The sequence below is a fragment of the Acinetobacter pittii genome (genome assembly GCF_034064985.1).
GTDB classification, from domain to species: domain Bacteria; phylum Pseudomonadota; class Gammaproteobacteria; order Pseudomonadales; family Moraxellaceae; genus Acinetobacter; species Acinetobacter pittii_H.
In genome coordinates this window covers 1,770,710-1,784,560 of sequence record NZ_CP139249.1, presented here as the reverse complement: position 1 = coordinate 1,784,560, position 13,851 = coordinate 1,770,710, and the positions used below count along the sequence as shown (strand labels likewise).

At 38.1% G+C, this 13,851-nt stretch carries 13 protein-coding genes and 1 pseudogene; 1 reads left to right on the top strand and 13 read right to left on the bottom strand.

Going from position 1 to position 13,851, the window contains the following annotated elements; genetic code table 11:
- Positions 1-23: 23 nt before the first annotated feature.
- The 13 genes and pseudogenes from SOI76_RS08530 to SOI76_RS08470 form a co-directional block, all read right to left on the bottom strand.
- The gene (locus tag SOI76_RS08530; RefSeq protein ID WP_104078715.1) at positions 24-530 is read right to left on the bottom strand and encodes a DUF2247 family protein; all 507 of its coding nucleotides are present in this window, start codon (positions 528-530) and stop codon (positions 24-26) included.
- 101 nt (positions 531-631) lie between these two features.
- On the bottom strand, positions 632-1,114 hold the full coding sequence (locus SOI76_RS08525; RefSeq protein WP_104078716.1) for a hypothetical protein: 483 nt from the start codon (positions 1,112-1,114) through the stop codon (positions 632-634).
- A gap of 25 nt (positions 1,115-1,139) precedes the next feature.
- Positions 1,140-1,835, bottom strand: a pseudogene (locus SOI76_RS08520) (hypothetical protein).
- 93 nt (positions 1,836-1,928) lie between these two features.
- Positions 1,929-2,222: a hypothetical protein gene (locus tag SOI76_RS08515; RefSeq protein WP_104078717.1), complete on the bottom strand. Its 294-nt coding sequence runs from the start codon at positions 2,220-2,222 to the stop codon at positions 1,929-1,931.
- Between the two features lie 98 nt (positions 2,223-2,320).
- Positions 2,321-2,875, bottom strand: a complete 555-nt coding sequence (locus SOI76_RS08510) for a TetR/AcrR family transcriptional regulator (protein ID WP_205668345.1) — start codon at positions 2,873-2,875, stop codon at positions 2,321-2,323.
- Between the two features lie 762 nt (positions 2,876-3,637).
- Entirely contained in the window at positions 3,638-4,540 is a 903-nt protein-coding gene (locus SOI76_RS08505; protein WP_104078719.1) for a bile acid:sodium symporter family protein, read from the bottom strand.
- Positions 4,541-4,614: 74 nt separating this feature from the next.
- Entirely contained in the window at positions 4,615-6,255 is a 1,641-nt protein-coding gene (locus SOI76_RS08500) for an AMP-binding protein (protein WP_104078720.1), read from the bottom strand.
- 137 nt (positions 6,256-6,392) lie between these two features.
- Complete coding sequence (gene fadL / locus SOI76_RS08495) at positions 6,393-7,766, bottom strand: outer membrane protein transport protein (RefSeq protein WP_104078721.1); 1,374 nt, start codon at positions 7,764-7,766, stop codon at positions 6,393-6,395.
- 156 nt (positions 7,767-7,922) lie between these two features.
- Positions 7,923-9,746, bottom strand: coding sequence for an acyl-CoA dehydrogenase (locus tag SOI76_RS08490; RefSeq protein WP_104078722.1), 1,824 nt, complete (start codon positions 9,744-9,746; stop codon positions 7,923-7,925).
- Positions 9,747-9,755: 9 nt separating this feature from the next.
- A complete protein-coding gene (gene nodN, locus SOI76_RS08485) occupies positions 9,756-10,217 on the bottom strand; it encodes a MaoC family dehydratase (RefSeq protein WP_104078723.1) in 462 nt (153 codons plus the stop codon).
- A gap of 2 nt (positions 10,218-10,219) precedes the next feature.
- Positions 10,220-11,131, bottom strand: a complete 912-nt coding sequence (locus SOI76_RS08480) for an SDR family NAD(P)-dependent oxidoreductase (RefSeq protein ID WP_000154577.1) — start codon at positions 11,129-11,131, stop codon at positions 10,220-10,222.
- A gap of 44 nt (positions 11,132-11,175) precedes the next feature.
- A complete protein-coding gene (locus tag SOI76_RS08475; protein WP_104078724.1) occupies positions 11,176-11,931 on the bottom strand; it encodes an SDR family NAD(P)-dependent oxidoreductase in 756 nt (251 codons plus the stop codon).
- Between the two features lie 12 nt (positions 11,932-11,943).
- The gene (locus tag SOI76_RS08470; RefSeq protein ID WP_104078725.1) at positions 11,944-12,708 is read right to left on the bottom strand and encodes an SDR family oxidoreductase; all 765 of its coding nucleotides are present in this window, start codon (positions 12,706-12,708) and stop codon (positions 11,944-11,946) included.
- A gap of 179 nt (positions 12,709-12,887) precedes the next feature.
- On the opposite strand from SOI76_RS08470, the gene SOI76_RS08465 reads away from it, so the two are divergent.
- Complete coding sequence (locus SOI76_RS08465; protein ID WP_104078726.1) at positions 12,888-13,784, top strand: LysR family transcriptional regulator; 897 nt, start codon at positions 12,888-12,890, stop codon at positions 13,782-13,784.
- Positions 13,785-13,851: the final 67 nt, after the last annotated feature.

Here is a 13,851-nt window from a genome sequence, read left to right as displayed (position 1 = left end):
AGTGTCATAAATCACATAGTGCTTTATTTGTACTTTAGAGCACTTTTTTGTAAGTAATTTTCCCAATTCTTCATTAAGCGATTAATATTTTCTGCATAAGAATACAATGATGGATTATATCCATCTGCAGAAGGCATATATTTAATAAAATTATCGATTTCGGCTGGATAATCAAAATCTGTATAAATACGTTCCACCTCATCTAAAGGATCTTCAAAACTTTCTCGATTAAGCCAGAGCCAACTAAGAATTACATATAACCATTTTTGACTGATGTTCTCATATTCATCTTCTTCAAAGTTAGGACATAGTTCATTAATAAATGGAGTGATGTCATTTGATTCAGTCGAGATAAGGAATGACAGCTCAAGTTCAGCTTTAGTAGAGCCCCCTGTTGATACAATATTTTCTGCTTTTTTTATCGGTATTTCTGAAGTAAGAAGATTATTTTCATAGCCCCATTTGATATCACACCATGAAAGGTTCACCTTTTCATTAATAAAATCAGCAGGTATTGGAAACAACGTCATCTCTTTGTGTCTCGGTTCTTAATAAAAGGACTGTAATTCTACTATGTGCAAAATTTTAACAAGTAATAGTTTATTGACTATCAAGCATATATTTAAAAATATTATAACAATTTCAAATTAAGTCTTTTAGCTTCAGCTTGATTGCCATACCACCACACGGCTTTGTATTTCATTGGTGCAGACATTTCTTCATCAACCCCATAATATTCCTCTGGATATTTTGGAGCTGGGCTACCATCTTTAAATCTAGTTAATGTTGTATTATTAACGAATAAATCATATGCCTGTTGATGACAATTTGGGCAGGAAGGTAATGAACTTAAAAACCTTTTTAGATTATCTTGAATATATTCACGATAAATAGGCCCGCTATCTGGAATATTTTTAGGTTTTGTCTCATTTAAAATAGGATCGCTACGTCCTGTTATCCATAGAATAGTATGACAATTCGCACATTGCGCACCCAATGGTTCTGCTCTTTCATATTCATTCACTCCGTACTGCAGACCATTCTGTTGATATCCATTCAAATAATAAGGTACTACAGCTATTTCTCTAGCTGCTACCTGATGTAAAGATCTCATAGGTACTCCTTTTTAGGATTCATTTTTAGAAGAAAAGATAGAATAAAAACATAAAGCAACTACCAAGTCCTATTGCTATCCATGATATTAATTTAGATATAAATCTATCTTCTTTAAAAAAGAATGGAAAAACCCATTTATTGATGTCTATTTCTCTTAGTCAAGATAAATACCAAGGAAAAGTTAAGGCGAATATAAGAGAACTTGTGAACATAGCAACAGATGAAGGTCTCTTGTAAAATTCAGACTCACTCATTTTAAAAAACATTACCCAAAAAATTACTTCTAGAGCGCATAGCACGACACATAAATAAATATAAAACTTACTCTTCAGATTAGTGATAAAAATTGGAGTTAGTGTCCAGAATGGAAAAACGAAACCAAAACCAAGTCTAAAACCATATAAACCATCATGAATTTCAACTAAAAAGCAGCGTAGAGGTACTATTACATAATAAAAAGTAAAAAATATAAGGCTTAAAAACTTAATTCGATTAAGAGTGTTAGAGTCAAGGTCTAAAACAATAGGTTTAGATATTAAATATCCAAAAAAATAATTAGCATAGAAACTAATTAGATAAATAAATATGGAAGAATATGACTCATAGTCAAAAACACTATACAAGAATAAAGATAAAATCCAAAGCAATCCAAAAATAAAGAAATTTTTAGCAATAATAAAAAATGGAGATTTGGTTCTAAGAACTGATGGCTCAATCATAATTTGCACTGCGGCATATCCAATCTATACATAGCCATTCCTATATTAAATTAACTACTATATTCTTTGAAAAATTCAATTCCTATAACTTCCCTAATTAGTATTTCCATTTTGTTTTTTAAATATTTTTAATGCCTCATGTCTGGTTTTTTGTGTATATTTTTTTGGCATGCCTGCTATTTCTTTAAGTATTAAGATTATTTCATCAGAAATATACTCGGATTTTTTACTCAATAGGTTTAGAGCTAATACAGTCCAATATTCAGAATTACTATCAGATAGAGCAAAAATAAGTATTTCTCTAATTTGTTCAAAAGAATAGACTTCAGCAATATTCTCAACTTCTTTATTTTCAAGTATTAATAAACCTTCCCTCACATCTTGCATTAAAAATCCCTCATTATTTGTTTATTTTTCATGATCTACAGTTATAACTTTAAATTTATCTCTAACCTTTAGTTAGTAAAATTTAGAATTAAGCATTATCAAATATTATCCCAAAAAAACCTCTCCACCACCACATCCCTTTCATCCAAACTCTTTGAGCTTAAAATCTGGAACATCAAGCCATCAATTAAGTTTAAAACCATGTCAGCACTTGGTTTTAATGCATGAGTTTCTAGACTAAAAACTAGATTAAAAAGCTCTTTAAGCAGCCATTTTCTATATTCAAGCGCTATACGGTAGGCCTGCGGGTAAATCTGTTTAGTTTCAAAAATGGCTTTAAGCAATAGATAGTACAGGCTATTAAAATTGACATGTAAAACAATAATCTCTTTGAGTTTATCGCTTGAGGTTCGGTAACGGCTTGAGTAGATAATTGCCAGCACTTCTTCTTTAAGTTTGCTTTTTTGAAAAGATATGCACATTTCAATAAGCCGCTGTTTTGAGTGAAAGTAGTTATAAAAAGTGGCTTTAGGAATTTTGGATTTTTTGACAATTAAGTCCACGCCCGTATTGTGAAATCCATAGAGATTGAACAACTCTGTTGCTGTATGAAGAACCTGTAATTTTTTGGAAGATCTTTCTAAAGTTGGCATCATTTTACCGTTATAAATTCTTGTTGTGCTAAAAGAGATAAAAAAGCCTGTGCCTTTTCTGGGAGAAAAAAAGGCACAGCAAAGCCGTAAAGACTGTGCGTGGCACATCCCAAGTTTTATTGTTGCTAAGTTTTAGACGTAATGATTTAAAGCCTGAAAAGCCTATAGGTAATCAAGCTGCTTTAAAATTTTAAGTTGTGTCGAGATAGATTTTGACAGCGACTGCCAATAATTTATGAATGTGCATAGCCAACTCCTTCTTTTGGGAGTTCTGCCAAAGCATTATAAATTATGGTGGCAGAACGGAAGCAGGTTGACGGACTGGGTTCGACATCCAGCACACCCGAAGGTGTCCCACTCCCGTCCTACCGCTACGGGAGGGAACGAGGTGTGCACACAAGACTATTCCTCAGAAGAAATAATCCTGATGTGGTCGATCATCGGTCCGTCAAAACCGACTGGCAATGTAGGCCAGCCCGCAAATGGTAATCTTCAATATTTGAGCTGTCAATGTGAAATTGGCTAGAAATTATTTAATTAAATTATTGTTTTTCATTTAATTACATAATTAAGGAAAACCTTAAATATTGGCTTAACAATTTGCTTTTATAACAGCACTCTAACGCTTTCTTTTTATTATGACTGCGCTTGCTCGGGCATAAATATTTTAAATTTTGAGACTAAAAAAGGAGGTATTAGCCTCCTCTTTTAATTCAAACTCTCAACATCTGATGGTAGTTAAATACTTTTATCTGCCAGATATTACTGAAGATTCTTTGAGTACGTTTTAGTTGATATTTGTGTGATCTCTTTCTTTTCTAGACGATTTAACAATGTGCCAAAGATTGCAGCAACAATGTACATAAATAATGAATAAACGGCTGCTGGCATAGCGGCCATACTGCTTGCCATTACTGTAAAAGCAATGGTCATGGCTAAGGTACTGTTATGAATTCCAATTTCAAACGCGCAAGCTTTTGCCTGAAAGCTATTTATACCCAATAATCGTGGGACAAAATAGCCAACCATTAAACTACATACGCAGAACAGCAAAGTTGCCAATCCAATTTGCCCAATATACGTCATCAGATTTTGATAATCTCGTGCAACTGCTAATATGATGATCGATACAAGAAAAACGATAGCAAAGATACGCACAGGTTTATTGAGCTTTTCAGCCGTATGCGGCGCAAAATGACGGACTAACATCCCGATCCCAACGGGCACTAAAATAATAAGAAAAACTTGTATGATTTTAGAGAATTGCAATCCTACATTTTGTCCATTTTCCATAAAGTGTTGTATTGCAAGATTCACAATTAACGGAAGTGTAAAGGCAGCAATGACCGAATTTATAGCCGTTAAAGTAATATTTAAAGCGATATCTCCTTTATAGAGATAACTAAATAAATTAGCTGTTGGCCCGCCCGGTGACGCAGAAAGGAGCATTAATCCAACAGCAAGCATTGGTGGTAAAGCGAGAACCTTACAAATAATAAATGCAATACCGACTAAAATAACTAGTTGGCAAAATAATGCGATAAATACAGCTTTTGGGTGCTGTCGCACGCGTTTAAAGTCATTTATGGTCAACTCTAGACCCAAACCAGCCATAATAATTGCGAGTGCAATTGGTAAAAATACGGTAATTAATCCTGAACCCATAATCTCATTCCTTTTTTCATTTATTTATGGAGCTTCTAGCCCCATACGCTTATGTTTTTAATTAAAAGTTTTTATTAAACCTTGAGTTCTTTTCTTAAAATTTTACCCACATTCGACTTGGGTAATTCATTGATAAATTGGATATGACGGGGTTGTTTATATCCTGTCAGGTTTTCTTTTGCATAGTTTTGGATTTCTTCAACCGATAAAGAGTCATCTTTTTTGACAATAAAGGCTTTAGGCACTTCACCCGATTTTTCATCTGCAATCCCAACCACGGCGACTTCTAAAATTTTTGGATGTTGGGCTAAAACTTCTTCAATTTCGTTTGGAAAAACATTAAAGCCTGAAACTAAAATCATGTCTTTTTTACGGTCAATAATTTTGGTATAGCCTTTTTCATTCATAAAGCCAATATCACCCGTTCTAAAGAAACCATCAGCAGTCATGACCGCTTTCGTTTCTTCAGGTAAATTCCAATAACCTTTCATAACCTGCGGGCCACGAATTGCAATTTCTCCAGTTTCACCGGGCGCTAATTGGTGACCTTCATCATCCAAAATAGCAATATCCGTGCTCGGTACAGGAATACCGATCGTGCCACTAAAAGTATTAGAGATTGGCGGGTTAAAGGTCGCAACAGGCGAAGTTTCTGATAAGCCATACCCTTCACGGATAATACGTCCTGTCAGTTTTTCCCATCCATCGGCAGTGGATTTCAAAATTGCCATACCGCCGCCTGTGGTAATTTCTAAACGGCTGTGGTCCAATTTATTAAAGCCTTCATGATGAAGCAGTGCATTAAATAAAGTATTTACAGCAGGAAAAACCGTAGGACGAAATTTTTCAAAACAATGCACGAGAGCATCTAAATCACGCGGGTTTGGAACTAAAACAGTGGCATAACCTTTATTCATTGCGCTGTGCAATAAACAGACAGTAAAACCAAAAATATGATAAAGCGGTAAGGCACAGATCGCTATTTCATCTTCATAAGCATCTCGATCGCCAAAATAGCTTTTAAAAACCACATTATTTTGTAATAAGTTGGCGACAATATTTTTATGGGTTAGTTCTGCGCCCTTCGATACCCCTGTTGTTCCACCCGTATATTGCAAAAGCGCAGTATCCTCAAGAACTAGCTTAGGACGTATATAATCTTGGGCATTTGTCTTCAATAAGATTTGCTTAAAAGCGTATTTTTTAGAATCTAAGGTGTTTAATTCAGTAGGTTGCTCGACCAACATTTCAGTCATGGTGGTGGTAATAATTTGTTCAACCGACACTTGTTCTTTGACAGCATCATAAACAGGTAAAAACTGTTCTAATATAAATAAGACTTTTGCGCCTGCATCATTTAATTGATGCTTTAACTCACGTGCTGTATAGAGGGGGTTAATATTGACCAGAATGTAACCTGCACGAATGACGGCAAGTGAAATAATTGGGTACTGAATAATATTGGGCATCATCACGGCAACACGTGTACCTTTTTCTAGCCCTAAACTTTGCAAGAATGTTGCTACTTGTCGGCTATATAAATCGATTTCAGCATAAGAAAAAGATTGATCTGCAAATATAAAAGCCTTTCTTTGCTGGAACTTATTAAAGCTGTTGTCCCAAAAATCGAGAAGTGAAGTTTGTTCATCCGGCAATGTAATCGTACTTTCTATATTCCATTGCTTATATTCATCTAACCAGATCTGATTTGTCATCTTATTGTCCTTTTATGAGAGGGAGAAATGGAACTGTTCCTACTCCACTTTTTATATTTTCTTTAATCTCTTAATCTGCTTACTCTCGTGCAGAAATAAACTCTTTATATAACTAAGCGATCCATCAAATAGTTGAATTAAAATTTATAACCAATTTTCAAACCGTAACCGATTGAATAGTTATTTTTATATTCACCCACATAATATTCACTGCCTGCCTGAGCACCAAGCTGTCCTTTGGCATCACCGAGCCATAGATACTTCATGCCACCTGAAATAAAGTATTTTGAAGTTGGACTATATTGCGCACCAAGACCAACACTGTAATAACCTTTAGCTGGCCCGCCTGTGGACACGCGCTCACCAGCTCCCGAGTCCCAACCTACAGAAACTGAACCCGACCATTTATCGCTTAGGCGTTGCCCAATTCCAAGATTGGCAGACCATTGATCATCATAATAACGAACCAGATTAAAACCATTTGGACGACTTGGCGTTGATAGAACCCCAACAACTTCTGAGATTTCACCGAAACGATACGGTTTAAACTCAAAATCATTCCAGTGAACCCAACGCACGTTACCGAACAATAAAGTACCTTTGCGTAATCCGGTCTGAAATTCCAAATTCACTGACTCTGGCGCTCTAAACTTAGTTGAGCCTGTTGTACCTGCTTCGGGTAAGCCCGCAACAATACGATTGAGTGCCTCCTTGCGAGATTCAGTGAGTTGTCCTATAGAAACCATATACGCCAAATGCTGATCAAGAAAATCACGGCCTTGCTGCGTACTTAACATATCAACCAGTGGCGCATTTTCATTGGCAGTCACTTCATGCATAATTTCTGAACGATAGGTCAATGAGGCTTTAATGGCTTTTTCGGGAATTTGATAACCAAATCCTGCCAACCATCCCCAATCTCCAACTTCTTTGGCATTAAAGTCATAGCCATTATATAAACTGAAAACTTGACCTCTTAAATTGACGTTACTTTTAAATGTCTGATAAACAGGACCTGCATAAAAATTCCAGTTTTTATCCGGTTGATAACCAAATATCAGACTAAAATTTTGCATAACAAAATTCGATTTGGTGTTCCCTGTTACGACTTCTCCACTGGTCTTTTGGGCAAGTGTTGCTGAATCAATGCCCGGTACTAAAATCGTATCACTCGGCTTAGCAACAAAACTGTTATTTCCATAATATTCAGAGTCGGAAGTAAATGGCTGATCGTAAAGAAAACCAAATGAAAACTGAGGTGCTAACTGTAATTTCAAAGCTGCACTGGGACGATAATCAGAGTTTGCAATATCAGAAATACTATTACGTGTTGGGTTTGTACCTGCTTCTTGTCCTTCTAACGAAGTGTCTGAAACAGATAAACTTGCCTCAAAATAATTACCAGGTTGTAGAAATGCAGAAATTGATTGTCCTGTTCGATCAAATGCTGCCGCATAAAGTGGGCTCGTACAAAATGAAGCCATGACCATGACTAATGTTTTCTTTTTCATCTTTTAATCCGTCCTAGATTTTTATTTTTACTTATAGAGCGCTCTTTACTGAACGCCTGATGTTTGTTTTTACATAGTGATTCTTATTAGGCATTTTCTATAAAATCAGGTTGTTCTCCTTTTCTGTCAAACGGCGCGGTTAAGGAATGGTTCTTACTAGAACCATTCTTCTGACATATTGAGTGGAGTCGTCTCTACCGGATCAAGTACCGCTAACCAACTTATAATTTTCGGCATTTCCCAGCCAAAGAAATAATCACATGCGGCAAGCTTCCCACGCAGAAAATCAGGGTCTGTTGAGTTTGGCATGAGTTTATGAATAACTACTGCTTGATCAAGCCATAACCACCCCACCACAAGATGCCCAAAAGCTTCCAGATAATTGGCGGCATTTGCCAGTTGAAGTTCTACATCGGTTAAGGCATGCAATTTCTCCGTTACATTTCGGATGAGTTGCCACTTTTGGTCTAATTGATCTGCATGATCTTTTAAAGAAGGCTCGGCCTTGGCTTGTTCAATCGTATTCATGATTTTTTCATGTAATAGCTTTATTGACTGCCCCTGATTAAGACGAGTTTTTCGTCCTAATAAATCGAGCGCCTGAATGCCAAATGTTCCTTCATGAATGGGGTTGAGTCGATTGTCCCGATAAAACTGTTCAACATTATATTCACGGGTATAACCGTAGCCGCCATGAACTTGAATGGCTAAATCATTTGCTACAAGTCCCCATTCAGAAGACCAGCTTTTCACTACTGGCGTTAATAGATCAAGTAATTGATGGGCTTGATTGCGCTGCTCGGCATCTTCAAGCGAGTGAATATCATCGGTTAATCGGGCTGCATATAAGCACAGTGCCAACGCACCTGAGACATATGCTTTTTGCGCCAAGAGCATACGGCGAACATCCGCATGTTGAATGAGCGGAATTTGTGGAGAACTTGGATTGCGTTCACTACGAGAGCGACCTTGTACTCGAGTTTTAGCATAATCTAAAGCATGAAGATAACCTGTATATCCTAATGCTGCTGCCCCAAGTCCAACCGAAATTCGGGCTTCATTCATCATATGGAACATATAGGCCAGCCCTTTACCAGCTTCGCCGACTAGTTCACCAATTGCGCCTGCTTCTCCTTCGGGTGTGAAACGACCTTCCCCAAAATTCAGCACACAATTCACTGTTCCCCGATAACCCATCTTGTGGTTAATTCCAGCTAATACCACATCATTGCGTTCACTTGGCTGTCCATTTTCATCGAGTAATTTGCGCGGTACGGTAAACAGAGAAATGCCTTGCACACCTGCTGGTAATTGTCCATTTTCATCTGGAATTTTTGCCAGAACCAAATGAACAATATTGTCAGAAATATCGTGCTCGCCGCCTGAAATCCACATTTTGTTTCCAAACAAACGATAACGTCCATCTTTTGTTTTAATCGCACGTGTACGAATATCAGCCAGACTTGAACCTGCTTGTGGTTCAGATAAACACATCGTTCCGAAGCATTTGCCTTCTATCATGGCGTTGACATAGGGTTTAACTTTTTCAGGTTCACCATGAGCCATTAATAAATTTGCATTACCAATGGTTAAAAAGGCATAGCCCGCTGTTCCAGAATTGGCACCGAGTAGATATGCCATACCTGCACGCTCGATGGTATTGGGTAAGTTCATCCCATTCCAATCTGACGGAAACGCTGTACTCATCAAACCTGCGTCAGCAAAGGCCTTAAGCGCTACCCCGACTTCAGGATTGACAGTTACACGTTCACCATCAAAAACAGGTTCGTTACTGTCATTTTTTTTATTATGAGGAGCAAATAAATCGGTTGCCAAAGCCTCGTAAACGTTTAAAACAGATGTATATTCAAAACGGTCCTGTCCTGCAAAAGTATCTCGTTGGCTGAGTTCTTCAACTTTTAGCCAATCGAATAGCAAAAAATCGACATCACGGCGAGAGAGAATTAATTCATTGCTCATGGTTTATTCCTATACATTTACAAGTGTAAGCCACTCGGCCACAAGTGCCGGTTTTGCCTGATCTTCGATTTCAATCGTGACTTCCATGATCAACTGATAACTTCCCTTATTTTTTGGGGAAACATTTTTTAAGTGAAAATTTCCACGCACCCGCTTACCGCTATGTACAGGACTAATAAAACGCAAATTATTGATGCCATAATTCACGCCAGATTTCTGCCCCTGAACAGTCGGCAACACCTGAGCGGCCATCGCTGAAAGTAAAGAAAGTGTTAGAAAACCATGGGCAATCGTGCCACCAAAAGGTGTCTGACGAGCAGCTTCTTCATCCACATGAATAAATTGATGATCTTGTGTGACATCTGCAAAGGTATTAATCATGCTTTGATCAATGGTCATCCATTGCGAGCTACCTAATGCTTGACCTTGCAACTCAACCAGTTGGTCGATGCTTAATGTATTTTTTGTCAAAATTATTCTCCTGCCATTAATGAAGCTTTTTTCAGCTCAAGCTCACCCTGAGCGCCTCCTCTGACAGGCACAAACTCATCTGTTCGGTCTGAAACATCAGCTAAACGTTGTGCTAAGACATGCGGAACTTGTTCATCCGTACCTAAATAAATTCCTTGCGTAAGGGTAATGTGGGCAGCTTCAAAACTACCTGCGCCCGCACAAAGAATCATACGGGTAGGTGCATCTTCGCTAACCAAAGTCGCGATTGCAGGACTGACCGCACTTGGAGCAAGTGCTTTAAGGGCTTCTTCGGGTAATAACCCTTCAAGCATACGAGTTGCAGCTGTTGGTGCTAAACAATTCACCCGAACATTAGATTTTTCACCCTCTAAAGCCAGTGTCTGCATGAGCCCAACCAATGCCATTTTTGCAGCACTGTAGTTGGACTGCCCAAAATTGCCATATAGACCAGAGGATGAAGTCGTCATAACGATACGACCATATTTTTGCTCGCGCATGATATCCCATACCGCTTTAGTGCAATTTACTGCCCCCATCAAGTGGACATCAATCACGGTACGGAAGTCATCTAGTGACATTTTGCTAAAAGTTTTATCTCGAAGAATTCCAGCGTTATTAATTAAAATATCTACACGTCCCCAACGGGCAATTGTTTCATCTACCATCTGTTGAACTTGTTCAATATCAGTGACTGAAGCACCATTTGCCATCGCCTCGCCACCAGCCGCAATAATTTCATCCACGACTTTTTGGGCCGCCATGGTTGAGCCACCTTTTCCGTTTACATCGCTACCAAGATCATTCACGACCACTTTTGCACCCAAACGAGCCAGTAACAATGCATGTTCCCGTCCTAAACCTGCGCCTGCACCTGTAACAATAGCCACTCGATTGCTTAAATTAATTGTCATGATTTTTTCCTAAACATATGAATAAGATGTATTTAATAAATGTTTTAATAAGCTGTCACGCCGCCATCAATTGCAATGGCTTGACCTGTGAGATATGAGTTTTCTTTGGCACACATCATCAGCATCATTGCCACCACTTCGCTTGGATGGCCAAGACGCCTCATTGGCGAGGCCTGCGCTAAAAAGTCTTGTTTCTCTTTGAGTTCACTGTCGACCACCATCGGGGTGGTTGTATAAAATGGACAAATTGCATTAACTCGAATGCCTTTATTTGCATATTCAATCACTGCTGTTTTGGTTAATCCCACCACAGCATGCTTTGCCGCAGAATAGGCAGCCAATTTGGGAGCCGCACCTAAACCGGCAACAGAAGCAACATTCAGAATAATGCCACCACCTTGTTGCAACATCTGACGAATTTGATGCTTCATTCCAAAGAACACGCCTTTGGCATTGACGGCAAAACTCAAATCCAGATCTGCTTCATCGGTATCAATAAAGCTTTTCATAGGCGGACTCATACCTGCATTATTGATCCCGACATCGATTCTACCAAACTGAGTAACTGCACTTTGCACCAAAGCCTGTACATCTGCTTCACAGCTAACATCACACACTTGCGCAACCACCTCCACTCCTGCTTGGCGTAGCGGTTCAGCTACAGTATTTAACCCTTCAATATTCAAGTCACCCAACACTAATTTTGCACCATACTTCGCCAGTTGCTCTGCCAGCAATGCACCCAATCCACTCGCCGCACCTGTGATTAAGACCACTTGACCTGAATAATGTTCGTACATTGCTATTCCTCCCTAAATAGTTAAACCGCCATCAACCACAATACATTCACCATTGGTGTAACTCGCAGCATCTGACACTAAATAAAGTACAGTTCCAGCCATTTCACGTGGTTCTGCGTGACGGCGTAATGGAATTGTGTCCATCCAGCTTTTATAAATATCTTCATTTTCAAATAGTGCCGAAGCAAATTTGGTCTTGGTAAGACCCGGCAATAAAGCATTTACTCGAATACCCAATGGTCCACATTCTTTTGCAAAAGCTTTAGTCATATTCACCACCGCAGCTTTGGTAATAGAATAAATACCTTGTCGATCTCCGGGTTGCAGGGCATTTACAGATGCGGTATTCACAATTGCACCGCGGCCCTGTTCTTTCATTAATTTGCCCGCTTCAATAGACATGAAGAAATATCCACGAATATTGACTTCAACCGTTTTGTTATATGCAGCAATATCCGTATCAAGAATATGACCAAAATAGGGATTGGCGGCCGCATTGTTGACTAAAATATCTAAACGCCCATGTTCCTTACGGATATATTCAAAAATTTCTGCAATATCTTCTAACTTACCCACATGGCAAGCAAAAGCCTCCGCCTTTCCATTTGCTGCAATAATTTCATTAGCAACACGTTGGCAATCTTCAACTTTCCGACTAGAGACAATTACATGTGCGCCTTGTTCTGCTAAAAGTTTGGCAATTTCCTCACCAATACCACGGCTTGCACCTGTAACTAAGGCTACTTTTCCAGTCAAATCAAATAAATGTGTTGCCATATCACTTCCTTATGTACCTAGGTTGTATAAAAATTAGTTGTTATCAACGCTTTCTAAATGTTGTTACCACAAGCGCTACATTCAAAATTCACGGTTTTAATCACTCTATTTCTTACACTATTTCCTGACCATATCTAACTTGTTACAATGAATAAAATGAATTGTTTGAATAACAAACTATGAATGAAATGAATAATAATATTGCCTCTCTTGCTCGTATTGACCTGAATTTATTTCGTGTATTTGTGGCAATTTATAAAGAAAAAAATCTAACACGGGCCAGTGAACAACTTTTTCTAAGCCAACCTGCTGTTAGCCATGCATTAGCTCGTTTACGCGATCATTTTAATGATCCATTATTTATTCGAGATGGACACGGTGTTGTTCCATCACCTTTAGCCAAACGTTTATGGCCTAAAATTGAACAGTCATTACAACTTATGCATCAAGCAATTCAAAGCACACATGACTTTGTGCCAGCACGAGATTTAAAGCATCTCACAATTGCTATGAATGATGAGTATGAAGGAATTTTTTTACCCTCTATTATTCAGCACTTAACTCAATTTAATCCTAATTTGCAGTTAAATAGCGTACGCATTGATCGTAAAAACTTAAGACATGAGCTTTCTACGGGGAAAATCGATTTTGCGATTGATGTGCAACATTCGGTTGAAGATAGCATTGGTTATGAATGCCTTACTAAAGATCAGTTTGTAGTAATAAGTCGCAAGCAGCATCCCTTATTATCCAAAACGAACCTAACCAAAAAAATTTATTTAGAAGCTAAGCACATTACAGTGTCCTCTCGTCCTACAGGTCGTGTTTTTGAAGATTTTTTCTTATCTAAACAAGGTATCAAAAGAACAATTAGTTTCCGCTGCCAACAATATGAAACGGCAATCCGATTAATTACACAAATGGACCATTTACTCACGATTCCTCAATGTCAAATTGCTCATTTTAAAGATACTTATCCTCAAATTAAGGTGCATCCACTACCGATTGATATTGTTAGATATCAGATGAATTTATATTGGGATCAGCAAAAGTCCCATGAACACCAAATCCTATGATGTAAGAGTCAAATATTGCAGCTTATGAATAGTTTATAAAATAGTAAATTTATGACAGTAAAATTCT

What these genes read in the sequence shown, in the direction of transcription:
- SOI76_RS08525 (WP_104078716.1), bottom strand. Translation starts at nt 1,114, where the DNA reads ATGAGATCTTTACATCAGGTAGCAGCTAGAGAAATAGCTGTAGTACCT.
- SOI76_RS08490 (WP_104078722.1), bottom strand. Translation starts at nt 9,746, where the DNA reads ATGAGCAATGAATTAATTCTCTCTCGCCGTGATGTCGATTTTTTGCTA.
- SOI76_RS08530 (WP_104078715.1), bottom strand. Translation starts at nt 530, where the DNA reads ATGACGTTGTTTCCAATACCTGCTGATTTTATTAATGAAAAGGTGAAC.
- SOI76_RS08500 (WP_104078720.1), bottom strand. Translation starts at nt 6,255, where the DNA reads ATGACAAATCAGATCTGGTTAGATGAATATAAGCAATGGAATATAGAA.
- SOI76_RS08465 (WP_104078726.1), top strand. Translation starts at nt 12,888, where the DNA reads ATGAATGAAATGAATAATAATATTGCCTCTCTTGCTCGTATTGACCTG.
- SOI76_RS08480 (WP_000154577.1), bottom strand. Translation starts at nt 11,131, where the DNA reads ATGACAATTAATTTAAGCAATCGAGTGGCTATTGTTACAGGTGCAGGC.
- SOI76_RS08515 (WP_104078717.1), bottom strand. Translation starts at nt 2,222, where the DNA reads ATGCAAGATGTGAGGGAAGGTTTATTAATACTTGAAAATAAAGAAGTT.
- SOI76_RS08470 (WP_104078725.1), bottom strand. Translation starts at nt 12,708, where the DNA reads ATGGCAACACATTTATTTGATTTGACTGGAAAAGTAGCCTTAGTTACA.
- SOI76_RS08475 (WP_104078724.1), bottom strand. Translation starts at nt 11,931, where the DNA reads ATGTACGAACATTATTCAGGTCAAGTGGTCTTAATCACAGGTGCGGCG.
- SOI76_RS08510 (WP_205668345.1), bottom strand. Translation starts at nt 2,875, where the DNA reads ATGCCAACTTTAGAAAGATCTTCCAAAAAATTACAGGTTCTTCATACA.
- fadL (WP_104078721.1), bottom strand. Translation starts at nt 7,766, where the DNA reads ATGAAAAAGAAAACATTAGTCATGGTCATGGCTTCATTTTGTACGAGC.
- SOI76_RS08505 (WP_104078719.1), bottom strand. Translation starts at nt 4,540, where the DNA reads ATGGGTTCAGGATTAATTACCGTATTTTTACCAATTGCACTCGCAATT.